The 24,676-nt window shown below is 48.2% G+C and carries 17 protein-coding genes, 3 rRNA genes and 1 pseudogene; 9 read left to right on the plus strand and 12 right to left on the minus strand.

Features of this window, described 5'->3' with window-relative positions; translation table 11 throughout:
* Window positions 1–3 precede the first annotated feature (3 nt).
* The 3 genes from aroE to O6R05_RS00325 are packed head-to-tail and all read left to right on the plus strand — an operon-like array spanning window position 4 to window position 2,665.
* Window positions 4–888 (plus strand): shikimate dehydrogenase, encoded by an 885-nt coding sequence (aroE, locus tag O6R05_RS00315; RefSeq protein ID WP_271191575.1) that lies wholly within the window; start codon window positions 4–6, stop codon window positions 886–888.
* A gap of 12 nt (window positions 889–900) precedes the next feature.
* Entirely contained in the window at window positions 901–1,746 is an 846-nt protein-coding gene (locus O6R05_RS00320; protein WP_271191576.1) for a sugar phosphate isomerase/epimerase family protein, read from the plus strand.
* Window positions 1,730–2,665 carry a hydroxymethylglutaryl-CoA lyase gene (locus O6R05_RS00325; protein WP_271191577.1) on the plus strand — a complete coding sequence of 312 codons (936 nt, stop codon included), beginning with the start codon at window positions 1,730–1,732 and terminating at the stop codon, window positions 2,663–2,665. The genes O6R05_RS00320 and O6R05_RS00325 overlap by 17 nt, the downstream gene beginning before the upstream one ends.
* 242 nt (window positions 2,666–2,907) lie before the next feature.
* On the opposite strand, the gene O6R05_RS00330 is transcribed toward O6R05_RS00325, so the two are convergent.
* The 12 genes and pseudogenes from O6R05_RS00330 to O6R05_RS00385 form a co-directional block, all read right to left on the minus strand.
* A complete protein-coding gene (locus O6R05_RS00330) occupies window positions 2,908–4,173 on the minus strand; it encodes an erythromycin esterase family protein (RefSeq protein ID WP_271191578.1) in 1,266 nt (421 codons plus the stop codon).
* Window positions 4,174–4,179: 6 nt separating this feature from the next.
* Complete coding sequence (locus O6R05_RS00335) at window positions 4,180–4,875, minus strand: hypothetical protein (RefSeq protein ID WP_271191579.1); 696 nt, start codon at window positions 4,873–4,875, stop codon at window positions 4,180–4,182.
* Window positions 4,862–5,710, minus strand: coding sequence for an ATP-binding cassette domain-containing protein (locus tag O6R05_RS00340; RefSeq protein WP_271191580.1), 849 nt, complete (start codon window positions 5,708–5,710; stop codon window positions 4,862–4,864). The genes O6R05_RS00335 and O6R05_RS00340 overlap by 14 nt, the downstream gene beginning before the upstream one ends.
* Window positions 5,703–6,062 carry a GntR family transcriptional regulator gene (locus O6R05_RS00345; protein ID WP_271191581.1) on the minus strand — a complete coding sequence of 120 codons (360 nt, stop codon included), beginning with the start codon at window positions 6,060–6,062 and terminating at the stop codon, window positions 5,703–5,705. Before O6R05_RS00345 ends, O6R05_RS00340 begins: the two co-directional genes overlap by 8 nt.
* Before the next feature lie 276 nt (window positions 6,063–6,338).
* Window positions 6,339–6,707: pseudogene (tnpA, locus tag O6R05_RS00350) on the minus strand (IS200/IS605 family transposase); the annotation flags it as partial.
* Window positions 6,708–6,879: 172 nt separating this feature from the next.
* On the minus strand, window positions 6,880–8,055 hold the full coding sequence (iadA, locus tag O6R05_RS00355) for a beta-aspartyl-peptidase (RefSeq protein WP_271191582.1): 1,176 nt from the start codon (window positions 8,053–8,055) through the stop codon (window positions 6,880–6,882).
* Between the two features lie 19 nt (window positions 8,056–8,074).
* Complete coding sequence (yfcC, locus tag O6R05_RS00360) at window positions 8,075–9,811, minus strand: putative basic amino acid antiporter YfcC (RefSeq protein ID WP_271191583.1); 1,737 nt, start codon at window positions 9,809–9,811, stop codon at window positions 8,075–8,077.
* A 264-nt stretch (window positions 9,812–10,075) separates the two neighbouring features.
* On the minus strand, window positions 10,076–11,554 hold the full coding sequence (locus tag O6R05_RS00365; protein ID WP_271191584.1) for an Lsa family ABC-F type ribosomal protection protein: 1,479 nt from the start codon (window positions 11,552–11,554) through the stop codon (window positions 10,076–10,078).
* Window positions 11,555–11,839: 285 nt separating this feature from the next.
* Window positions 11,840–12,679: a two-component system regulatory protein YycI gene (locus tag O6R05_RS00370; protein ID WP_271191585.1), complete on the minus strand. Its 840-nt coding sequence runs from the start codon at window positions 12,677–12,679 to the stop codon at window positions 11,840–11,842.
* Window position 12,680: 1 nt separating this feature from the next.
* On the minus strand, window positions 12,681–13,991 hold the full coding sequence (locus O6R05_RS00375) for a hypothetical protein (protein WP_271191586.1): 1,311 nt from the start codon (window positions 13,989–13,991) through the stop codon (window positions 12,681–12,683).
* A complete protein-coding gene (locus tag O6R05_RS00380; RefSeq protein ID WP_271191587.1) occupies window positions 13,978–15,756 on the minus strand; it encodes a sensor histidine kinase in 1,779 nt (592 codons plus the stop codon). The genes O6R05_RS00375 and O6R05_RS00380 overlap by 14 nt, the downstream gene beginning before the upstream one ends.
* Window position 15,757: 1 nt before the next feature.
* Window positions 15,758–16,438, minus strand: a complete 681-nt coding sequence (locus O6R05_RS00385) for a response regulator (protein ID WP_271191588.1) — start codon at window positions 16,436–16,438, stop codon at window positions 15,758–15,760.
* An 83-nt stretch (window positions 16,439–16,521) separates the two neighbouring features.
* Between O6R05_RS00385 and O6R05_RS00390 the strand changes: the two genes are divergently transcribed.
* The 6 genes from O6R05_RS00390 (at window position 16,522) to murI (ending at window position 24,202) form a co-directional block, all read left to right on the plus strand.
* A complete protein-coding gene (locus O6R05_RS00390) occupies window positions 16,522–17,349 on the plus strand; it encodes a deoxyribonuclease IV (RefSeq protein ID WP_271191589.1) in 828 nt (275 codons plus the stop codon).
* On the plus strand, window positions 17,303–18,061 hold the full coding sequence (locus O6R05_RS00395; protein WP_271191590.1) for a heparan-alpha-glucosaminide N-acetyltransferase: 759 nt from the start codon (window positions 17,303–17,305) through the stop codon (window positions 18,059–18,061). The genes O6R05_RS00390 and O6R05_RS00395 overlap by 47 nt, the downstream gene beginning before the upstream one ends.
* Before the next feature lie 372 nt (window positions 18,062–18,433).
* Window positions 18,434–19,959: ribosomal RNA gene (locus tag O6R05_RS00400) — 16S ribosomal RNA — on the plus strand.
* A gap of 288 nt (window positions 19,960–20,247) precedes the next feature.
* A 23S ribosomal RNA gene (locus tag O6R05_RS00405) occupies window positions 20,248–23,095 on the plus strand.
* Between the two features lie 20 nt (window positions 23,096–23,115).
* Window positions 23,116–23,231, plus strand: a 5S ribosomal RNA gene (rrf, locus tag O6R05_RS00410).
* The 16S, 23S and 5S rRNA genes sit together here, the layout of an rRNA operon.
* A 161-nt stretch (window positions 23,232–23,392) precedes the next feature.
* A complete protein-coding gene (gene murI, locus O6R05_RS00415; RefSeq protein WP_271191591.1) occupies window positions 23,393–24,202 on the plus strand; it encodes a glutamate racemase in 810 nt (269 codons plus the stop codon).
* Window positions 24,203–24,676 lie beyond the last annotated feature (474 nt).

Raw genomic sequence — 24,676 nt, forward strand, 5'->3', positions numbered from 1 at the left:
GTAATGACAAATAGAATTCAAGGCACAACAGGCTTAATTGGGTTACTAGGCAACCCAATTAAGCATTCTCGATCACCGCACATGCATAATTCGGCATTTGACGTTTCAGGCGAAGATTATGTCTATCTTTGTTTTGAAGTCGGTCAGGAAAAGCTGCATGATGCGATAGAAGCGCTGAAGGTATTGGGCGCGTTAGGATCCAATGTCACATATCCTAACAAACAGGAAGTGTTACACTATGTAGACAGCATTTCCGAAGATGCCAAGCTCATCGGTTCAGTCAATACCATTAAAATCGATCCGGTGTCGAAACAAGTTACGGGCTATAATACGGACGGTAGAGGCTTTGTCGCATCCATTGAAGAAAAAGGGATTGTCTATAAGGGCAAAAAAGTTGTCATTATGGGCGTGGGCGGTGCAGGTAGAGCCATAGCCATTCAACTGGCTTACGAGGGTGTTGCCGAGATTGCAATTAAAGAGTTTAATAAAGATTTAGCTAAAGAAGTGCAGCGTACCATCGAAGATAACATTGACAGTTGTCGTGTGACTATTTTAGAGGACGATGAAGAGGCGCTAAAGAAAGCTTTGGCAGATGCCGTGTTGCTTGTGAATGCCACGCCGCTGGGGATGAAGGGCAACGAGACGAAATGTGCTATTAGCGGCAGTTCGGTTTTGCGCGATAACAACCATGTCTTTGTCTATGATATTGTCTATGAGCCGGAAGAGACGTTGTTGATGACCTATGCCAAAGAAGCCGGGTGTCAAACCTGCAACGGTATCAATATGATGATTTGGCAAGGGGCTTTAGCTTATAAAATTTGGCTCGATAAAGATATGCCTCAGGAGTACGTACGAAACGAACTATTTAAAACTGGGGAGGTCAACTAAAGAAAGGTAGTCATGATGGATTTTAAATTTTCGCTGGCACAGCTCACGGTACTGAACACCTCGCCGGTTGAAATAGCCACGATAGCAGCAAAGTGTGGTTATGACTATGTGAGCTTTAGACAAATTTATATGAATTTGCCGGGCGAGCCGAATTACGATTTACAAAAAAATAAAGAATTGATGAAAGAGACAAAGGCGATCTTTCAAGAAACGGGCTTACAATTACTGGACGTGGAATTGGCGCGGATTTATGACGGTGTGGATATTCTTCAATATGAGAATGCTATGGTGACGGCAAGGGAGTTAGGCGGACAGCATATTTTGTGCAGCATTTGGACAGATGATAAAGCCTATTACACCGAAGAGTTTGCCAAACTTTGTGATTTGGCGAAGCAATATCATTTGACAGTAGAGCTTGAGTATGTGCCTATTGCAGGCGTAAAAAATTTAGCGGGTGCTGTCGATGTGTTAAACTCGGTGCAGCGATCCAACGCAGGGCTGATGGTTGATATGCATCATTTTCAGCGTGCAGGGGATCACATTGACGCACTCAAAAAAATTCCAAAAGACTGGTTCCACTTTGCCCATTTGTGTGATGCCGTGGCGGAAACTCCGGCGTCGGAAGAAGAATTAGTTCGCATTATGCGAGAGGAGCGAGATTATGTCGGCGAAGGTGGCATTGATATCCAAGGTATTTTAAACGCCATGCCGAGCGTTCCGTATTCTATTGAATTACCAAATACTAAGCAGGTGAGTCGATTCGGTTATGGCATTCATGCCAAACGATGCTTAGAGACAGCCAAAGCTTATTGTGAAGCTCATGTTGTGGGAAGGAGTGCACATGATGAATATCGATAAGGTTACCTTGTGTGAAGTCGGGTTACGTGACGGATTTCAAAATGAACAGCAGATTTTTTCTACAGAAGATAAGATTACTATTCTGGACATGCTGACGGATGCGGGATACCCTATTATTGAAGTCGGTTCATTTATGAGCCCCAAGGCTGTGCCGCAAATGGCAGACACCGATGCGGTGTATAAACAGGCTCGATTACGTGACGGGGTGGAATATCGCGCCCTCATTGCCAATCTGAGAGGCGTTCAGCGTGCCATTGATTGCGGATGCAAAAAGGTGAAACTCAATGTCTCGGCATCCAAAGCGCACAATATCGCCAATCTCAATATGACGCCGCAAGAGTCTGTGGCAGGTTTCAAGGCATGTGTCGATTTGGCACATGACCATCACATTGAAGTTTCAGGCTCAATATCCATGCCCTTCGGGTCACCGTGGGAAGATGAGATTCCTTTAACCGATATTGAGACTATTGTCCAAGCTTATTTAAATTTAGACGTCAAGGAACTATCCTTGTCCGATGCATCCGGCCTTGCCTATCCAAGTCAAGTCAAGGAGATCGTAACGGCTATGAAAGCGCAATTCCCTGAGGTGAAATGGATACTGCATTTCCACAATACACGAGGTTTAGGCATTGCCAATATTGTTGCCGGTATGGAAGCCGGCGTGGATACTTTCGATACATCCTTTGCCGGATTAGGGGGCTGTCCTTTCGTGCCGGGAGCTGCGGGCAATGTATCATCTGAAGATGTTTTAAATCTTATGAATCAAATGCATATCGACACAGGTATTGATCTTGACAAAGTGATCGAGATTGGCCGCTTTATCCGGGATCGTGTGCAGCACGATGTACACAGCTATGTATTAAAAGCCGGCAAATCGGTTGGATTAAAATTGGAATTGCCTCAAAAGAAAGTCAAATAGCAGCGTGATGCCATGCGTTGTCTCGATATCGCCCTGTTCCTTAGAAAATATAGTTTGAGCTGCCCACCAAAGCGTCGCCTTGGTGGGCAGCTTTTTAATGTGCTCAGTTTTTCTTGCATTGTTAGCGACCGTTTAAAGGTCGGCGCGGATTGTAGCCTCTGTTGAGTCTGCGGACAGGGACGACGGTGGGGTGTATGACGAGCGACATGACAGCAAAAAACCTCGGAACTTGTCCGAGGTTTTTACTTTTCTGAGTCAAGATAATAAAAGGGTGTGTCAGTTTGTAAGAGGATCAGACCGTCAAAGGCGTCGGTAGGGTTGAGGGAGATGTAGTTACTTTGAGGCAAAAAACGCAAGACGGTGTGGTAGGTGGCGCCTGCTGTGAGAAGGGGATGGACGGCGTTGAAGTACTGCTTGAGGGGGTGACTGAGGGCGTCAAAGTCATAATAGGCTTCGCTCAGTGCGGTGTCATGAAAGGCGCTCATCATGTCACTGTGGTCGATAATGTGCCACACTTTCGGGGAACCGGTGTGGATAAAGGCGTCCATGGCATAGAAGCGGAGGTCTCTTGCGAAGGTGCCAACGGCGTAGTAGCCGTCCCCCAGGCTTTGGGTCAGGATCTTACCCATAGTGGGATTGAGGTTACTGAGTTTGGCGATGTGCATATCGTGAGCCAAGATGAGGCCGCGTCCGTGACTGAGAACGAGCAATGTGTTCTCTGCCATGCTTTTGTCTCTGAAGGTGTAGGCGTCTTCGGAATAGACTTGGCCGGGTTGTGTCTGTGCTGTCAGTGTCTCGTTGGTGACGTATTGTTTCAGTACGGCCAGGTTCAGCTTGAGATCCGTAGAATCGAAACGGCTTTGCGTCGTCACGTCAGCAGTGGTGAGGGCCGACGTCATGGCTTCTACCGCCGCGGCTTTATCGCCTTTTTCCAGAGCGGATTGAATGGCGCCGGTGTCCACGGCCATGGCTTTGAGCTTGTGTACCAAGATGGCGGCAGCGCTGTCAAATTCCTGCATATCCACGCCATAAACGTGGAGTTTGTCGCTGTGTGTATCATTATAGGTGCGCATCCAGCGGTACAGCGTGACCATTTCTTCGGTATGATACAGCCAGAAATCTTGGGCGTCGACGATATCCTTTAGCGGGGTGGTGTCATCGCCTTGAATATAGCGCTCAATGGCGTAGCCGTCTTTATAGGGGGTCTCAAGAAAAATATAGCGCACCCCGTGCTCCGCCAAGGTCTGAATCATATCCAGACGAAGGGTCTGAGCTCTGTGATTGCCGTGGGTCATCTCGCCGAGACCGAAAAGACGGACGCCAGGGTGATCGGCGATAGCACTTAGGTGCTGCCCTTCCTCCTGCATTGTCGCCACTGTTTTAGCGGTGTGGGGCATGTCGATCGCAAGCGCCTTGCGGTTGGCGTAGATCAGAAATCCCATCATGGTAAGGATGGCGATCAGGATGAGGATGCCGAGACCTTTGAGTATGATTTTGCCCAGTCTCATGGCCGCTTAAACATCCTTTCTGACGAGCAGTGCGACGGCAAGGGCATAGACAATCAGGTACAGCGGCAAGGCATAGGCGATGTCGGTGGAGAGAAAACTGAAGTCGGCATAGTTCATATCAGGAAGGCCGATCATGGCGAGCAAGTATGGCGCAAAGAATTGCAGTGCGAAAAATATCACCAGACTGATTATCATATTGAATCGGTATTCCAGAAAGCTGATGAACATCGCAAGGGCACTGCCCGACAGTCCGATGGCGAGTAAGCCGACGAAAGGTTCGTGGGCCAGCATAAAATCATAGAAGACGATATCATTGGGCATATACCTCGTCAACAGCATCAAAAGGTAAACGAGGAGGCTCATCAGGAATACGGCGACAGTATAGACGAGGAAGTTTTCGAGAAGCAGGCTTTTCCGGGAGCGGCCCATGTGAATCCCATTTAGATAATAGAGGTGTATGCTGTTGGATGCGGCGCTAAATGCGGTAAAGACCGATGCGAGTCCGCAAACTCCAATTGCAATACATAAGAGTACAATGGCTATTTCATTCGGTGTTACATCGCCGAGGGATGGTGCGTAGGTATTGGCTGTAGCCAAAAAGGCGATGATGATAGCGAGCACCACACTGATGCCGAGACAGTAGTTGATAAATGTGCGACCGATGGTACGCAGTTGGTGCAGTATGGTGTTATGATTCAACATGAGCATTTCCTCCTGTTAGGTAGATAAAGAGATCTTTGAGTGACAGCGGCGCGATGTCCAGTTGGGCGGTCGGTGCCAAGGTATCGTAAATATAGACAATGGATTTGCCGCCGAAGGTATCGCGACCCAGAATATTTTTTCCGGCGAGGTGTGCGTCGAGGGTAGCCTGATCGCCAAAGACGCGAAACGCTTTGTCAGCGATCTCTTCCATGGACGCATCCAAAACTACGTCGGCGTTCAGTATGAGGACGTGATCGACAAGGCGTTCCATCTCGCCGATGTCGTGGGTGGCGATGACCACACACCGACCGTCGTCGCGAATGGCTTGAATTTGTTTAAAGAGAAGCTCCTTGTTCGCCGGATCAAGGCCTGCTGTGGGTTCGTCAAAGAAGGTGTACGGTGCGCCGCTCGCAAGACCTAAAAGGGTGAAAAACAGAATGCGTGTGCCCTTGGACAGGGACTTTAACTTGGCCTTGGGATTCAAATTAAAGGTGCCCATCAGTTGTTCGAGATAGGAGGCGTCAAAGTGCGGCAAACTTGCTGCGGCGAAACTGATGAGATTGTTCAGTTTTTGATGTTCCAAGGTCGGATCGGTGTAGTCCAAGCTCAAGTAGACTTGAGATGTGAGCGGATCGTTTTCTTTGAGCACCTTACCGTCAAGGTGCACCTCACCTTGGTAGTGGACAATGTGATTGGATAAAATTTTAAGCAATGTGGTCTTACCGATGCCGTTGCGGCCGAAGAGACCGTAAATGGTACCCGGCTTCAGCGTGACATTCACATCTGTGAGTACATCGTGTTGGTAAGATTTGTTGATATGTTGTGCGTTAAGCATGATTCACCTCGCTGAGTTTTTCAATGAACGTTTCAACTGCGATGTTGAGACGAGCCATTTCGTTGAGCAGGGCAGGGATTTTCTCGTTAAAAAAGATGTCTTGTCGTTTCTTTACGATGATGGCTTTGGCATCGTCGCTGACAAACATTCCCAGACCCCGTTTTTTGTACAGGACGTTGTCTTCAATGAGCAGATTCAGTCCTTTGCGTGCCGTGGCGGGATTGATGGCATAAATTTGTTGGAATTCGTTGGTCGACGGCGTCTGGTCATGAGGTTGAAGACTGCCGTCAAGAATTTGATTTTCAATAATCTCTGCCACTTGAATGAAGATGGGTTTTGTAGGGTTAAACATAATATTCTCCTTAAGTGGTTAGTTGCTTAAGTAACTAAGTGAATAATATCAGGGTCGTCGGATCCTGTCAATAGGATTTTAAAAACTTTTTTCAATTTATCTTCCGGCACACCATAAAACTGCTATTGAAGCGCTCGTATCCTCACGGACCAAAGGTTGACGGAGAGCCTCGACAAGGACGCGCTTACAGATGGCAAGGGTCAATGTGGAATCAAGTGACTGAGACGAACAAGGATAAAAGCTTGACGGATGGAATCCATGATCGAGCTCACACTGTTACTTGCTGCCTGTTGGTTTACCCTGCTGAGCGGAGGGCTCGTGGTGTGAGACCACCGATTTTGAAGCTGTATCGACATAATATCCTCTAACCAAAAGTGTCTATTACCATATTTGTATTTTAGGTTAGCATGTCGATTAAATAGTATTAAACTACTTTTTCTTTTCAAGTATCCCATTATTTGGAACATGCTATATTTGGGCGATACTTCTACTAACATGTGAATAGGGTCCGGACAACATTCTGCTTCTATTGTTTTTATTTCTTTCCTTTCACATAATTCTCGTAATATTTTTTCTAGGGCTTGTTTTATTTTTGCATATAGTATTTGCCTTCTATATTTTGGTGAGTACTACATAGTACTTACACTACCCATACTGGATACCTCCTTGATAGTTTGTTGCCGATGACTCAACTATTTTATCATTGGAGGTTTTTTATTGCCTGAAGCTAAAGCTTTCTACCAGCACAGCTGGTGGTTTTGTTGTGATAAATCGTACAAGAAAAAACACCACAAATTTGTGGTGTTTTTCCATGATATTAGTTGTTTTCAAATGTGCCGTGAACCAGAGTGTTGCCGTCACGCACCATGATTTGTCCTCGGGCAATGACAGTGTTCAGATTCAGATCCTTATCCAAGAGAAGCAAATCGGCGTCCCGACCGACGTCGATTCGGCCCTTGTTTGCCAGTTTTAAAATGCGGGCGGGATTTTCCGTCACAGCACGCAGCGGTACATCCAGAGGGTGACCGTAGGCCACGGCACGTTTGACTTCCTCTAAAAGGACAGAGCTTGTGCCGACCCCCAGACCGGTGAGGTTGCCTGCCTCGTCAAAGACCGGAAGACTACCCTGTCCGTCGGACGTGAGGGTGTAGCTGTGAGGACTGCATCCGGCTTTTTGTAAGCGGCTCAGGCCTTTATAGAAAGGGACTTCGCCGTAGTCGCGTTCCGCAGCTTCCGGGTCGGTGTTTCCGGTAAAGTCGATGACACCGCCCAGCTGGGCAAACTCAATGCCGGCTTCAAACAGCTCCGGATTGCGATTGATGTGGGTGGGCACGAACTGGGTGATGGGCAGTTCCGTGTCTGTGACAGCACGGATAAGATAGTCTAGGTTGGTCTTGCCATCGCCCATGTGGACGTTGACTATGCCGACTTTGCCCGAGAGCATACCGCCGACACGAGCATCCGCCACCGCACGAATGAATTCGTCAAAGGTGGGTTGTGAGGAGCGGTGGTCGCTTAGCGCGACTTCTCCGATGCCGATGACTTTATCAATGAGAATGATGTCCTCCATGATTGAGCCGGTCAGGGTAGTGAGGGGAAGTCGGTAAGATCCGGTGTAGATAAAACAGGTTATCCCTTCTTCAGTGAGGGCACGGGCTTTGGCCAGAAGACTCTTTAGTGAGCGGGTGATGCCGTCAGTGCCGAGCGTACCGACAACTGTGGTGACGCCGTTTTGGGTGAAGGTCGTCAATGTGGCTTCCGGAGTCCGCGTTTTAAAGCCGCCTTCGCCGCCACCACCCAAGATGTGGACATGGCTATCGATAAAGCCGGGGGTGAGCTTGAGTTCGTTGGCGTCGATGACAGTGAGCTCAACGGGTAGCTCTACCTCCAGATTATCGCCGATCGCCGCAATTTTGTCGCCGACAAGAAGCACATCGTGAATGCCGAGAGGTTCCGGGCCATAGATGTCGGCGCGTTTGATAAGAGTAATCATAGTGTCTCCTGTGACGTGTTTAATTAAAGCCGATAATCACGGCGAAGACAACAATGACTGTACCCATAAGCAGGAAGAAGCCTTGCATTTTAACTTGGAACTTCGCCCACTTGCTCCAATCCAAGCCGGCCACACCAAGAATCCCGATCAGACTTGCCGAGACCGGTGAGAAGGCATCGACAAAGCCGGCACCCAGTTGGTAGGCAAGGACGGCGATTTGGCGGTTGACGCCGACAATATCAGAGAGCGGCGCCATAATCGGCATGGTCAGCGCCGCTTGGCCGGAGTTGGACGTGACGACCATGTTGAAGGCGCTTTGGAAGAAATACATCCCGACGGCGGCGACAGATTGGTGTACGCCGTTTAAGAGGTTGCCCACTGTGTAGAGAATGGTGTTTAATGTGGACGGTACGCTGGCGTCAGATCCGCCGAGGGTGAGAAGAATGCCTTTTGCCATCCCGACGACCACAGCCGTCCCCGCCAGGTCCGCAGCGCCTTGTTGGAATGCGCCGGCCATGGAGTTGACAGTCATGCCGTTGAGTTTAAAGATGATACCGGTGATGCCGCAGACAAAACCGATGACAAAGAATTGGGATGCAATTTCAGGAATGTAGTAGGCGTGGACCGTAACCCCCCAGATAATCCACACCAGACCGAGGAGCACTTCAAAGAGAACCAGTTTGTGACCTAAGGTGAAGGCTTGGACTTCGCCGGAGGTGTTTTGAAGTTGGTCTCTGAAATGTGCGTCGGTTTCATAGGCTACGGATAACGTTGGATTTTTGCGGATTTTTTCTGCGTAGCGCATCATATAGGCGGCACTGAGTCCGGTAACAATAAACCACATCACCAGACGGAAGGTGGCGCCGGAGAGAATCGGCACGCCGGCAATACCTTGAGCCACGGCCACACTGAAAGGACTCATCCACGATGCGGCGTTGCCGACTTGGGATGCGACAAAGGATACGGTCACGGCGACAATGGAGTCATAGCCTAAGGCAATGACAAAAGGCACCATAATCATAGAAAACGGAATGACTTCTTCCGACATACCGAAGGTCGCACCGCCGAGAGAAAAGAGGAAGAAGAGCAGCGGCAGAGCCAACTTTTCCATGCCCTTGGCCTTGTGAATGAAAGCGTAGATGCCGGCATCTATGGAGCCGGTAGCAAGGATGACCCCGAAAGCGCCGCCGACAACCAGAATCATGGCAACAATCCCGACAGCCGTGCCGTATTTGTCACCGCTGACCAGACCTTCAAAGAGGTAGTTTAAGACGCCGAATCCGCCGGTATCGTCCGTACCCCAAAGACCGGCGGTCTTGTGCAGTTTCTCAGACGTATCGTAGAAGTCGAGACCGTAGCGTGCGTACAGTTCGTCATCGGAAAGGCCCGCTTCATCCAAGATGTCCTGGGTGAGGGTCTCTTCTGTCAGGGCAGCTGAGAGCAGATCCCCATCCACTTCCAGCTCCATCATGGCAGCTTCATCCGCCATGAGCGTCGGCAGTTCTGCTTTTAAAAAGTCCGAATTGAGATTGTAGGCATAGCGAAACGTCGCAGCGTCCAGGACGGTTTTGGTCGTTTCTTCGCCTTGAGCGTTGGTGTAGGTGATGTCCTGCGTGGTGAACTTCCCTGCCGGAATTAGAAAGGTGAGAAGCCAACACACGATGACAACACAAAAAATAATGGCATAAGTATGCGGTGTACGCATTTTGGTGAAATCTTTTTTCATATCATCATTTCCTCCGTTGGTTTTTTTCAATTATACCACCCACGATTCGCTTGTTGGGAATAGTTTTTTACATCCGGTGAAGTGACCTTAGAATAAAGGCTCGCTCACTTGGGACGACGAAGGTACGGTCCTATACAAGCGGCTGTGAGAGACCTTTTGTGATGCTAAGAGATGCTTCGCTGCTCAGGCTCTTTTTTATTAAGACACCTTTTCGATTTAGGCAAAGAAAAACAGTAAACCCTGGTGGATTTACTGTTGCAGGCGTTCTATTTTCGCGCGTGATGAGGAGTTTGTTTATACCTGAATGATTTTATTGGCCAGCTCGTCTGCAAATCGCTTGTCGTGTTCCACAAATATCAGCGTGGGCGTTGCGGCTTTGATCATCTCCTCAATCTGGATTCTTGAGATGACATCAATGTAATTTAGCGGTTCATCCCAAATAAATACATGGGCCGGCTTTGACAAACTGACAGCAAGTAACACTTTCTTTTTCTGGCCGTCGCTGTAATGCTGCATATCCATGTCAAACAATGCTTTGGAAAAATCTAATTTACTGAGGATCGTTTTACACAATGTGTCATCTACATTGTGCTGATGAATATACTCATTTAAGCGCCCTGTTAAATCCGATGCAGCTTGAGGAATATACGATATTTTCAGCCCGCTTGCCAAGTGCAGCTCGCCGGTATAGTCGTGATGTAAACCTAATAAAATTTTAATCAGGGTGGATTTTCCGCTCCCGTTACCACCATATATAGCCGCGATATCACCTTGATTTATCTCAAAGCTTAGGTGACTGAATAGCTGCACGTCGCCATAGTATGCGGCTACATCGCGGACGGACAGCAGCGGATTTTTGTGATGGGCTAACGGATGGAGCAAGAGACTTTCCTTGGCGTCGATATCTTTTAATAGACGCTGTTTTTCCTCTATGGCCTTATGTTGGCGATGTTCTAAATTTTTGGACTTCTTCATCATCTTGGCTGACCGGTGACCGATACGCCCCTTGTCCGGTTTTACCCCGGACACTTTCATACCATTTTTAGTCGTTTCAATTTTATCGGACCACATTTGACTTTGTCGTGCAGCGTCTTTTAATCGTTTAATATCTTTTTGTAATTTCTCATTTTGACCGAGTTCAAACCGGTCTTTGAGGGTTTTGTTGTCATACCATGATGTAAAATTTCCTGATTGAACATCAATAGAGTTTCTGTTCAGGGCAATCACATGGTTAATGCAGCCGTCTAAAAAATTTCTGTCATGCGATATAAGCAAAAAACCTTTTTTGCTTTTCAGATAGTCACTGACAACTTGTCTGCCCTCCAGATCTAAATGGTTGGTGGGTTCATCAATCAGCAAAAACCCGTCGTCTTTGGTAAATAACATAGCTAAAAGGATTTTGGTTTGTTCGCCTTTAGACAGCGTGTCAAACGCTCGGTAAATCAGATTCTCATCCAGGTGGAGCAAATTCAGTTCTCGACATAATTTCCAGTCTGCTTCATCAGGCAGCAGTTCTTGATACAATGCAATCACTAATTGTGACGGGTTTCTTATGTCCGGCGGGAATTTAACAAAGTCAACACTTGAGCTGATTTTGCCTTGATAGACCTCTTGCTTTAAAAGTAGTTTGAACAGTGTGGATTTACCGATGCCGTTTCTTCCGATCAATCCTGTTTTCCAGTTGGTATCAAAGGAGAAGGATACATTTTCAAATACAGGTTTCACATAGCCATAGTAGGAGAACGTGAGATTTTCAATTTTAATGAGTGACATAAACACCTCCTGGATTCACGGTTTATTTTATAATTATATTATTTTGCTCCCAGCTTTCTGTGGACGGAAAAGCTCCAGGTAAAAGTCACGTATCACGCTGGGTATCCTGTGTATTTTCGTCTTTTGGGGGACAAGGTATAGACCGTGTCGTGGCGCATATCTTTGGTGCATGCAGTGACTCGCTGCCCTCAGCACATCGAGAGATAGGTATGACGATATAGTGGTGACGGGCACGATGAAAAGACCGACCTCTTATTCCCATAGGTCGGTCTTAGGTCATCTGCCTTATCGGGTGGACTGAATGGTTACGGTGTCGCCGTTTTCCAGCTGAAACCGCCAATATGGTGTGGCACGGCCTTCGCTGGTTTTAGTGATGTCTTCAATGTAGCCTTGCTCTTCCGGGTCGAAGTAGTAGCACGGATCAATGCGCACAATGGCTCCGACCGGCGGATCATCACTGCCCATGAGTTCCAGCAGCGCTCGCGTTGCGGACTTCAAAGTCACGGCGCTTTGGGACTCGTTTAAGACGTCCAGCCACAGTCGATCCATGGCAATCACATGGCCGTCTTGGACGGTTAAGTTAGTGAAGCTGCGTTCTAAGAGAATGCCGTTGTAGACCTTGGCATAGTGCAGTGTAGTGATACCGTCATTTTCCGAGGTGTAGGTGAGCATCATATCCTGAGTGGTGAAGTTGTGATCCAGTAAAAAGGCCTTGGCAACTGCTTCTGGATCCCCTTCTGATGGTGTGAGTGTGCCGATGTGTTCGTAGATCACCCGGCGGCGATTGACTAACGAGAGGATGTCATCGCCGTGACTGATTTGTGTAAACGATGAATTCGGTCGGTCCACCGTCCCTTTGCCGTCAAAGAATTCGGCGTTTAAGGTTTGAGGATTGTAGTTTTGCAGTTCTACTTTCAGGGAAGGCAATTCAATCTCCCGGTGAGGAATGTCTGCACGGACTTCAATACCCTTGGCCGCAAGGCGCGTGGTGACTTCTTGGATAAAATCGTCGGACAGGGTGGGATCTTTGTCGCGAATGTGGTGCCATAGCAGTGTGCCGCCGAGGATGAGATTGGTGACGAGCAGGGCAAGTATTAAGATTTTTTTAGCTTGAGACCAATCCATACTATCGCTCCATAATCAGGCGGCCGCTCAAAGGATTGAAGTAGAGACGGCGGTTGTTGTAGTCAATGTAGATGGCGGGGCGTAAATCCGGATCGCCGCTTAATGTGTCATCCAGATAGCTGATGCCGACATTGGCGATACTTGTCATAGCTGCGGCGACAGACGGACCGAAGGTTGAGCTGTTGCGGCTTAAAATCGTATCCAGAGAAAGAGGAATGAGGCTTCGTGAGGTTTCTTTCGGAGCGGGCGCCACCACCCGGTGGTTTTGACGAAAACGACGGATATGGGTGTTATAGACTTCAAGCTCCACGTAGTGGGCATCATCTTCCATCATAACGACAGGGATGTTGCGCTCCAGGCGATCGAAGGTAAAGCGATAGCCCTGGTTGCCTTCAAAGGTCACGGGTTCGATGGCAGACAGGTAGAGACCGCTGTTGGCTACTTTGTCCGCGACAAATTCGAGGGCGGTGGTAAAGGATGTGTGGAGGTTGACTTGAGGGGAAGAAAAGCGGCTGGCGTCTTCAAATTCAATGGTGCCTCGGTCGTTGATGTAGAGGAATTGATTTTCGTAGACCAGTGTGCGTTGGGTGTCTTCTTCCAAATCCCGAATGTGCTCAATATCTTTTTGAAAGAATTGGGTGGAGAGATTCCCGACAAAGGCATCGTCACGCATGAGGCCGCTCATATCTGTCGCATAGGTGATTTCAGGGATGGGGTAGGTCACGGAGTCGGGCACGTAGAGATTCTTCTTGACCTGGTAGCGTTCGTTAAAATTTTTGTATGTCATGGTGTTTGCGCTAAGTAGATCAGAACTCAGTTTCGGTGGATTCGCCACAACGTAGTGGGTGCCGGCACTGGTTATAATCATCTGATTCTCTGCGAGGTAGATTTCATCTAAAGCAAAGGGTTCGTTCTGGTGTGTGCCGAGGAGATTCAACAACGTGCCCATCGGCACTCGTGATGCATAGCGAAAGACCAGAGACGGGTAGTACTGATAGTTCATGTAGGTGTCCCGATCCACCGTCTCCAACGATTTGAGATCCACGGTGTCAAGACGCTGTAAAATCTCTGTTTCCAACTGACCGTAGACCATGTCAAAAAAAGGTGTTTTGTAGTGGTGGTTGCCGATGTTGACAATCATTTGTGACGGACGTATCAAGTTGCGTTCCAGACGTGAGGTATCTACAGCGGCAAGGGTTGAGGTGCTCTTTTGCCGTCCGGAGTCCATCCACAAGAGGCCGGACTGGACGAGGAGTAGTGCCACCAACAACACCAGTATACTGTCGAGAAACCGTTCTTTATTGTCCTTCATTGTGAGGGCTCCTTAAGGTGAGGTGAACGGTGGTGCCCACCCCCAGCTCCGAATCGATGGTAAGCTTGCCGTGCATCCGATCGGTCATTTCTTTGGCAATGGAAAGGCCGAGCCCCGTGCCGCCCATGGCACGGCTGCGGCTCTTTTCCACTCGGTAAAAGCGTTCAAAAATACGTCCCAGGTCCTCTTTCGGGATGCCGATGCCGTTGTCTTGGACGCGCAGTGTGACGCTGTCTGGCACTGCGCTTTCAGCGCAGATATCAATATGACCGTTGGGATCGGTATACTTCACCGCGTTGGAGATGATGTTGTTTAAAATTCGCTCAAGAGCACTGCGATCCGCAAGGACTGCCGGTGTGTCCTCCGGCAGATGAAGGGTGATGCGGTGGTTTTTCTGTGCAATCATCACTTTCAGATTGCTCAGCGTTTCATCGATGACAGAGCGTAGAGATATCGGCGCCAAGGTCATCGCATGGGTTCCGTAGTCAATGTTAGAAAGGGCAAGCAGATCGGTCACCAGCTGTCCCATTCGCTGCGCTTCATGGTTGATGGTGGCAATAAAATGCTTCTGAGGCCCCTCAAGCAAATCCGAGTCCAGGAGGGTCTCCGAATAGGTTTGTACTGTGGTGATGGGAGTTTTCAGCTCGTGAGAAACATTGGCGACAAATTCTTTGCGCAGAGCATCCAAGTTGTGCTCCCGTGTGACGTCCTGAAAGACCACGATGAGACCCTGAATGGAGCGCTCCCGACGAAACGGACCGTACTTAATCTTGTAATACTTTCCCTTTAACAATAGCTCTTCTTCACCGACCAGGGTGGTGAAGTCGTTATAGTCCACTTTGTTTAGCGGCAGCGGTGACAAATCCAGCTCTGCGGCGTCTGGTTTTTTCAAAATGCGCTTCGCCGTGGGATTGACGTGGACGAGGGTACCGTTCCGATCCACCGCCACCAAGCCTTCCTGCATATAAGTAAAGATGGAGTCAAGCTTCCCTCGCTCCAGTTCCATATCGGCGATCGTGGCGTTGAGCTTTTCGGTAAGCAGGTTGAACATGGAGCCGAGCTTGCCGATTTCATCATTACTCTTCACATCCACGTGTTGATGAAAATCGCCGTTGGCCATTTTTCTTGCCTTTTTGGTGACGGCACGAATGGGCGTGGTGATGGAATTGGCAAGAAAATACCCGAGAATCGCCGTGATAAAAACGGCAATACCCGTGGCATAGGTCAGGATGACCCGGGCGTTATCCACAACGTTATAGATCGCGGTTAACGATTCGGTCATGTACAGCACACCCATCACCTGTCCGCCGGGAGCAAAGACCGGCTTGGCAATATGTTTTTCGTGGACGTCTTCGGTGCCGGCGTGCACCGTGCGCTCTTCCTCGTTGCCGGCCAGGGCCTGCAAGACCATATCCGGTTCCAGAGCGTCATTGGACAATGCCACCGGGTTGTTGGAATTGCGTGAAGCGGCAATAATCAGAGGATCACCTTTATCTGAGGTGATGGCGTAGAGCACCTGGGAGGGCATCAGACGCCAACTGACAAAGGTGTCGATAATCTTGTCGTTATTCTCCAGCCAGTTGTCTGTGTTTAAATAGTTCGAGGTGCTGATAATGGAGTTCATCGTGGCATGCATATTTTCCGTAGCGTTATCCACCTGGACAGATTCCAGACGATTGATAATAAAGGTACCGACAATGGCCATACACAGTAACATGAGAATAAGGTAGAGGGTGATGAATCGGTACTTGATACTTGAGAACATATCAGCCTCCGAAGTAATAGCCTACGCCGCGTTTGGTGAGAATGTATTTGTAGTCTTTGGAGTCTTCAATTTTTTCGCGCAGTCGACGCACCGTCACATCCACGGTGCGGATGTCGCCGTAGTAGTCGTAGTCCCATACCTTATCCAGAAGTTCTTCCCGAGAGTAAACTTGGCCGGGCGTTTTGACAAGGAATTTGAGAAGCTCGAACTCCCGAAGGGTGAGCTCAATCAGCACACCTTTCTTGCGGACTTCATATTTGTTCAAGTCCACTTCCAAGTCTGCCCATTTAAATGTGACATCATCGGCGGAAGGGGCGAGGTTTCGACGACGCAGAATCGCCTTGACACGAGCCATGAGTTCGCGCATGGAGAAAGGCTTCACCACATAGTCATCGGCCCCCAACTCCAAGCCTAGAATCTTATCGACTTCGTCGTCTTTGGCGGTGAGAATAATCACCGGGGTGTTCTTGGTTTTTCTAAGCTCTTTTAACACGGAGAAACCGTCCATGACCGGCATCATAATATCTAAAATGACAAGGTCAAAATGACTCTGACTCAGGCTATCCAGGCAGGCCTTGCCGTCGTAGGCGGCTTGGGACTCATAACCTTCTTTGGCTAAGTTGTATTGGATAATATCTGCAATGGACTGTTCGTCGTCCACAACGAGAATTTTTTCAGGCATAGCTGACCTCCTTTGCCCTCCATTATATCAGAAGAAAACAAGCTTTAAAAACACGACGCCTTCAGATGAGGTATAATACCTATATGACTACTTTAAAAATCGGATCCCATCAATCTTTCGCAAAAGGTTACCGTGGACTGTATGAGAGCATGGTGGCCCAAGGCGGCAACACACTACAATTTTTTATACGCAACCCCAGAGGTTCGAAAATGAAATCTTGGGATGAAGCTGACGCGCGATTTCTAAAAGAAAGGCATGTCGACATCCTCGTTCACGCGCCCTACACCTTGAACCCGGCGTCCGATAAGGACTATGTGCTGGAGTTTGCTCATGCGGCCATGCGAGAAGACATTGAACGTCTGGAGTTCTTTGGGCCGCAACTCTACAACTTTCATCCCGGTTCTCACGTCGGACAGGGAGTGGAGAAAGGTATTCAGTTGGTGCAGTCATGTCTTAACGCGATTCTTTGGGACGATATGGCCACCACCGTACTCCTTGAGACCATGGCAGGTAAGGGGACGGAATTGGGACGGACCTTTGAAGAACTCGCTGCCATTATCGACGGCGTGCGCCTTCAGGACAAGGTGGGCGTCTGTCTGGATACCTGCCATCTGCACGAAGGCGGCTATGATATCGTCCATGATCTGGACGGTGTCTTGCGCCACTTTGATGAAACTGTCGGCCTGCATCGCCTCAAAGCCGTGCATCTCAACGACTCGAAAAATCCAAGAGGCGCCCACAAAGATCGTCACGAGGAAATCGGCAAAGGCCATATTGGACTTCAGGCGATAGAGGACATCATCAACCATCCGGCACTGCGAGATCTGCCCTTCTATTTAGAAACGCCGCTGGATAACGACGGCCATGCCAAAGAAATTGCACTGCTCAGAGGACTGCGCCATGAAGCGTAACCATCTTTTAGACACATGGCGAGGATTGACAGTGATCGCCATGGTTCTCTTTCACTTTGCCTATGACATCAATTTATACTGGCAGCTGTCGTGGTACGACGGTACGACCTTTACCACCTGGTGGCAGCGCAGTATAGCTGTGAGCTTCTTTTGGATCTCGGGGATGACGGCGAGCTTTCTTACCGGAGAAAAGAACATTAAACGAGGATTGAAGCTTACAGTATTAGGGGTTCTCATCACTCTTGTCACGACATGGATCACGCCGGATCTGTCCATATATTTCGGCGTATTAAACGGCTTGGGCGCAAGTCTTGTCGTCGTGGGACTGTTGCAGCAACATTTGCGGCGTCTGCCGGCGACTTTTGCCGTCTTTTTTGCATGCTTGTACATAGGCACCTATACGATTCCGTCCGGGGTTGCCTTCGGTAGGGAACTGCCTCAGAGACTCTACGCTTTGAACCTGTATCCTTTAGGCTTTCCAAACAGTACGTTTACCTCGACCGACTATTTTCCGTTGTTGCCGTGGGTACTGCTTTTAACGGCAGGCTTCATTTTCGGAGACTGGATAAAAGGAAAAGACTACTTCGGGCACTATGGGCGTCCCAATCTCATTAGCCAGATCGGTCGCAAAAGCCTGCTCATCTACGTGACCCACCAAGTGGTGCTCTATGGACTCACCGAGCTATTGGTGCTGATATTTAAACCGGTTTAAGGAAGGATTATCAAAGAAAAAAGTACTTGACACTGAAGGCTGAACGTCATATCATATATGAGCTGCTTCAAGAGGTGGTCCTCGAAAATAAAATGTTCAAGAAAAATTATAAAAAGTTCTTGACAAATCTTTTCCGGGGGAATACAATATATAAGCTACTTCAAAAGAGGAGCGCTTGAGCTCGAAAAAAACTTTAAAAGAATTGTAAAAACTTCTTGACAAAGTTGAGCTTGAGAAATATAATGTATAAGCTGTCTCGAAAGAGATAGCGCTGAACCAAGATAATTACATAGTGTAGAAAACGAAAAATCATAAGCAAGCAAGCTTAGCGGAAAAGTCAGTGAAACAACTGAAAGCTAAGGACAAAAACTTTTTATCGAGAGTTTGATCCTGGCTCAGGACGAACGCTGGCGGCGCGCCTAACACATGCAAGTCGAGCGATGAATCACACACAGAACCTTTCGAGGTGACGTGAGCGAGGATTAGCGGCGGACGGGTGAGTAACACGTGAGCAACCTGCCTTTGACACGGGGATAGCCACCGGAAACGGTGATTAATACCCGATAACATCGAATTGACACCTGTCGAATCGATCAAAGTGCCTAGCGGTCAAAGATGGGCTCGCGGCTGATTAATTAGTTGGTGAGGTAACGGCTCACCAAGATAGCGATCAGTAACCGGCCTGAGAGGGTGAACGGTCACATTGGAACTGAGACACGGTCCAAACTCCTACGGGAGGCAGCAGTGGGGAATATTGCACAATGGGGGAAACCCTGATGCAGCGACGCCGCGTGAGCGAAGAAGGATTTCGATTCGTAAAGCTCTGTCCTATGGGAAGATAATGACGGTACCATAGGAGGAAGCCCCGGCTAACTACGTGCCAGCAGCCGCGGTAATACGTAGGGGGCGAGCGTTGTCCGGAATCACTGGGCGTAAAGGGTTCGCAGGCGGTCATGCAAGTCCGATGTGAAAGGCAGAGGCTCAACCTCTGTAAGCATTAGAAACTGTATGACTTGAGTAGTGAAGAGGTAAGTGGAATTCCTAGTGTAGCGGTGAAATGCGTAGATATTAGGAGGAATACCGGTGGCGAAGGCGACTTACTGGTCACAAACTGACGCTGAGGAACGAAAGCATGGGTAGCAAACAGGATTAGATACCCTGGTAGTCCATGCCGTAAACGATGAGTGCTAGGTGTCGGAGAATTTCGGTGCCGCAGTTAACACATTAAGCACTCCGCCTGGGGAGTACGTGCGCAAGCATGAAACTCAAAGGAATTGACGGGGACCCGCACAAGCAGCGGAGCATGTGGTTTAATTCGAAGCAACGCGAAGAACCTTACCAGGGCTTGACATACTAGTGACCGGTGTAGAGATACACCCTTCTCTTCGGAGACACTAATACAGGTGGTGCATGGTTGTCGTCAGCTCGTGTCGTGAGATGTTGGGTTAAGTCCCGCAACGAGCGCAACCCTTACCTTTAGTTGCCAGCATGTAACGATGGGAACTCTAGAGGGACTGCCGATGATAAATCGGAGGAAGGTGGGGATGACGTCAAATCATCATGCCCTTTATGTCCTGGGCTACACACGTGCTACAATGGTCGGAACAAAGAGCGAGCAAGTCAGTGATGCCAAGCGAATCTCAAAAAGCCGATCTCAGTTCGGATTGTTCTCTGCAACTCGAGAACATGAAGTCGGAGTTGCTAGTAATCGCAGATCAGAATGCTGCGGTGAATGCGTTCCCGGGTCTTGTACACACCGCCCGTCACACCATGGGAGCTTGTAATACCCGAAGCCGGTGAGCTAACGAAAGAAGCAGCCGTCGAAGGTAGGATAAGTGACTGGGGTGAAGTCGTAACAAGGTAGCCGTATCGGAAGGTGCGGCTGGATCACCTCCTTTCTAAGGAAAACCGAAGAACCTTATGTGTCTAAGGACACGTCAGGTTCGGGTTACAATCAAGTCTTATGACTTTCGTTCTACACTATGAAATTATATATGGACCTCTCTAGAGAGCGTGTTGTGGTGCAATTCCACAAGGGTCAAATGTCTGCGATGCAGACCACGAACCATGAAAACTACACAATCATATGAAAAACACAAGAGAAGACAAGTCAAAATTTCTAACATAAGAACAATTGACAATCTTCACTGGATAAAAATGCAGTCAATACAGAATTGATTAGCAAAGGTCAAGTAAAAAAGAGCATTAGGTGAATGCCTAGGCACCAAGAGGCGACGAAGGACGTGACAAGCTGCGATAAGCTACGGGGAGGCGCAAATAGCCATCAATCCGTAGATGTCCGAATGGGGCAACCCACCTCGTACGAGGTATCCTTAAGCGAATCCATAACTTAAGGAAGCGAACCGGGTGAACTGAAACATCTAAGTAACCCGAGGAAAAGAAAGAAACATCGATATTCTCAGTAGCGGCGAGCGAACGGGATAGAGCCCAAGCGTGCAGACGATAGATACGGTTAGTCCAATTACCTGGGAAGGTAAGCCAAAGAAGGTAACAGCCCTGTCAGCGAAAACCGGACACTATCAGCACAAGAGAGTACCACAGGACACGAGAAACCCGGTGGGAAGACGGGGGGACCACCCCCCAAGGCTAAATACTACTTGGTGACCGATAGCGAACCAGTACCGTGAGGGAAAGGTGAAAAGAACCCCGAGAGGGGAGTGAAATAGAAACTGAAACCTAATGTTTACAAGCAGCGAAACTGGCACAAGCCAGGATCGTGTACTTTTTGTAGAACGGGCCAGCGAGTTATGATACTAAGCAAGGTTAAGAAGTAAAGCTTCGGAGCCGTAGGGAAACCGAGTCTTAATAGGGCGAGAGTTTGGTGTCATAGACCCGAAACCGTGTGATCTATCCATGGGCAGAGTGAAGTCGGAGTAAAATCTGATGGAGGCTCGAACCGGGTAACGTTTAAAAGTTATCGGATGACCTGTGGATAGGGGTGAAAAGCCAAACGAACACGGAGATAGCTGGTTCTCCTCGAAATAGCTTTAGGGCTAGCCTTTAGTGAACAATGATGAGGGGGTAGAGCACTGACTGGTCTAGGGGGCAATAGCTTACCGCGACCTATCAAACTCCGAATACCAAATCAAGCACTAAGGAGTCAGACTATGTGGGATGAGCTTCATAGTCGAAAGGGAAACAGCCCAGACCACCAGCTAAGGTCCCAAAATAATAGTTAAGTGGGAAAGGATGTGGAGTTACTCAGACAACCAGGATGTTGGCTTAGAAGCAGCCATACATTTAAAGAGTGCGTAATAGCTCACTGGTCAAGTGACTCTGCGCCGAAGATAACCGGGGCTAAACTATATACCGAAGCTGTGGATCCGTAAGGATGGTAGAGGAGCAATGTGTAAGAGACGAAGCAGAAGGCGTAAGCCACTGTGGATTTTACAGAAGAGAGAATGCTGGCATGAGTAGCGAGAGGTGAGTGAGAATCTCACCCGTCGAAAACCTAAGGATTCCTGAGCAAGGCTCGTCCACTCAGGGTAAGTCGGGACCTAAGGCGAGGCTGAAAAGCGTAGTCGATGGCAAACAGGTTGAGATTCCTGTACCGATAGGAAGCGTTCACGTAAGTGGGGACGCAGGAGGATAATAGAAGCGCCCAGTTGGTGCGGCGTGCAAGCACAAAGGTGGGACACGAGGCAAATCCCGTGTCTAGTAACACTGAAGTGTGATGCGGATCGAAAACAAGTAGAGAAGTCTATGAATCCACACTGCCAAGAAAAGCCACTATCGAGTAACCTATCGCCCGTACCGCAAACCGACACAGGTAGGTGAGGAGAGAATCCTAAGACGCGCGGAAGAACCTTTGTTAAGGAACTCGGCAAAATGACCCCGTAACTTCGGGAGAAGGGGAGCCCTAGCAATAGGGTCGCAGTGAAAAGGCCCAAGCGACTGTTTACCAAAAACACAAGTTTCTGCCAAGTCGAAAGACGACGTATAGGAGCTGACACCTGCCCGGTGCTGGAAGGTTAAGGGGAAGAGTTAGCGCAAGCGAAGCTTAGAACTGAAGCCCCAGTAAACGGCGGCCGTAACTATAACGGTCCTAAGGTAGCGAAATTCCTTGTCGGGTAAGTTCCGACCCGCACGAAAGGTGTAACGATTTGGGCACTGTCTCAACAAAGGATCCGGTGAAATTGTAGTAGCGGTAAAGATGCCGCTTACCCACGACAGGACGGAAAGACCCCGTGGAGCTTTACTGTAGGTTGACATTGGATTTTGAGTTTGAATGTACAGGATAGGTGGGAGACAGAGAACTAAGCACGCCAGTGTTTAGGGAGTCACCGTTGGGATACCACTCTTTTAAACTTAGAATTCTAACCTAACCCCTTGAATCAGGGGAAGGGACACTGTCAGTCGGGCAGTTTGACTGGGGCGGTCGCCTCCGAAAGAGTAACGGAGGCGTTCAAAGGTTCCCTCAGCACGGACGGAAATCGTGCGAAGAGTATAAAGGCAAAAGGGAGCTTGACTGCGAGACCAACAAGTCGAGCAGGTGCAAAAGCAGGACTTAGTGATCCGGTGGTACCGCGTGGAAGGGCCATCGCTCAACGGATAAAAGCTACCCCGGGGATAACAGGCTTATCTCCCCCAAGAGTCCACATCGACGGGGAGGTTTGGCACCTCGATGTCGGCTCGTCTCATCCTGGGGCTGAAGTAGGTCCCAAGGGTTGGGCTGTTCGCCCATTAAAGAGGCACGCGAGCTGGGTTCAGAACGTCGTGAGACAGTTCGGTCCCTATCCGTCGTGGGCGTAGGAAATTTGAGAGGAGCTATCCTTAGTACGAGAGGACCGGGATGGACAAACCGCTGGTGCATCAGTTGTCATGCCAATGGCACGGCTGAGTAGCTAAGTTTGGAAGGGATAAGAGCTGAAGGCATCTAAGCACGAAGCCCCCCTCGAGATGAGATTTCCCCATAGATAAGACCCCTTGAAGAAAATGAGGTAGATAGGCTCAAGGTGGAAGCGCAGTAATGTGTGGAGCTAATGAGTACTAATCGGTCGAAGACTTGACCAAAGCATATGATTGTGAGTTTATCCGGTATCCATAGTATGAAGGACACACCTGTACCCATTCCGAACACAGAAGTTAAGCTTTAATACGCCGATGGTACTTGGCTGGAGACGGCCTGGGAGAGTAGGTTTTGCCGGTTTTAAGAACGCGTGACGATCAATTGACGTCACGTGTTTTTTTATGAGGCTTTATGATGTATAACCTTAAATATGATATAATAATTAAACGCGGTTGAATTAATAGACTAGTATTTAAAATAGAAATAAAATCATTTTATTTTATAGAAGGAAGGATTTGTCCGTGAAAAAAATAGCTTTTTTTGATAGCGGAATAGGTGGTCTGTCTATTTTAAAGGCAGGTATTGATAGATTAAAGATGCCCTTATGCTATTTAGGCGACAGCTTTCATATGCCCTATGGTGAGCGTCCGGGCTGGGAAGTTGAATATTATACCGAGCAAAGTATTCGAAGCTTTGGAAAAGATATTGAAGCTTGTGTGATTGCCTGTAATACGGCAACTGCTTATGGGTTAAAAAACGCTCAGGAAAAATTTCCTTTTCCGGTTATTGGCGTAGTGAGTCCGGCTTGTGAGTATGCTGCGACTGTGACCAAGAATAATAAGATTGCCTATATCGCTACAGAAGGTGCTGTGAAGAGTCGTGTTTATGAAGATACTTTAACTCCTATACATCCAGAGATTGAGTTGAGGGGTATTGGAGCGCCAGATCTGGTGCTAAGTATTGAAGAGGGTCATTTAGATGATGAGGAAGCGTTATCTACAGTACGACGCTATTTGAATAAATTTGAAGACTATGATTATGATACCTTGATTTTGGCCTGCACCCATTTTCCTTTAGCACGTCAGGCTTTTGAAACAGTATTTACAGAACAAGGCCGTCAGGTCACTATTATTGACCCGGCTGTCTTTACTATTAATAAATTGATGACGCTGCTAGATGTTGAAGCAGGAAAAACACCGGCTATTGATTTTTACACTACTGGGGATGTAGAGCCGTTTGAAGTTTTAGTCAAGCGTGTCATTGATACGTCGTCGGTCCAAACTTCTTTTGGACACTGTACTATTAACGAACTTCCGAAACAGTATAAGTAATGGAGCCTCTAAGGCTCTTTTTTTATGGGGTCAATACGATTATTCATATTCAATAGAATAGTGAGAAGTATCATGTGTTAGACAGGGTGATGAATTAGGGATAAGTTTTACACACATAATAGGGATGTATAGCGCCAAAAGAAGCCGGCATAACGACATAGGTGTCATAAGCCAGATCATAATCAGGAAGTGGGTAATATAATCGCTATGCGTTATTCGGGACTACTGGCCCTATGGTGCTTTATGACGCGTTGCCTTATTCTGTCAGAAACTAGGGCGAGATTTGCGATGGTCTTCACCTTATTTACCTGACGAATGATGTCGTAAAGGCTATTTTCTCATTTACAGAGATAAAATATGAAAACGATTATCGGGGAAATTGTTTTTATAGACTGGAGCTATGCGGTTTATCATCTTATAATCAGCTTAACATGAAAGAGTTTACAGTTCCTTGAGAAACAACTTCGTAATGAT

It is taken from the genome of Peptoniphilus equinus (assembly GCF_027921445.1).
Taxonomy (GTDB): Bacteria; Bacillota; Clostridia; order Tissierellales; family Peptoniphilaceae; genus Peptoniphilus; species Peptoniphilus equinus.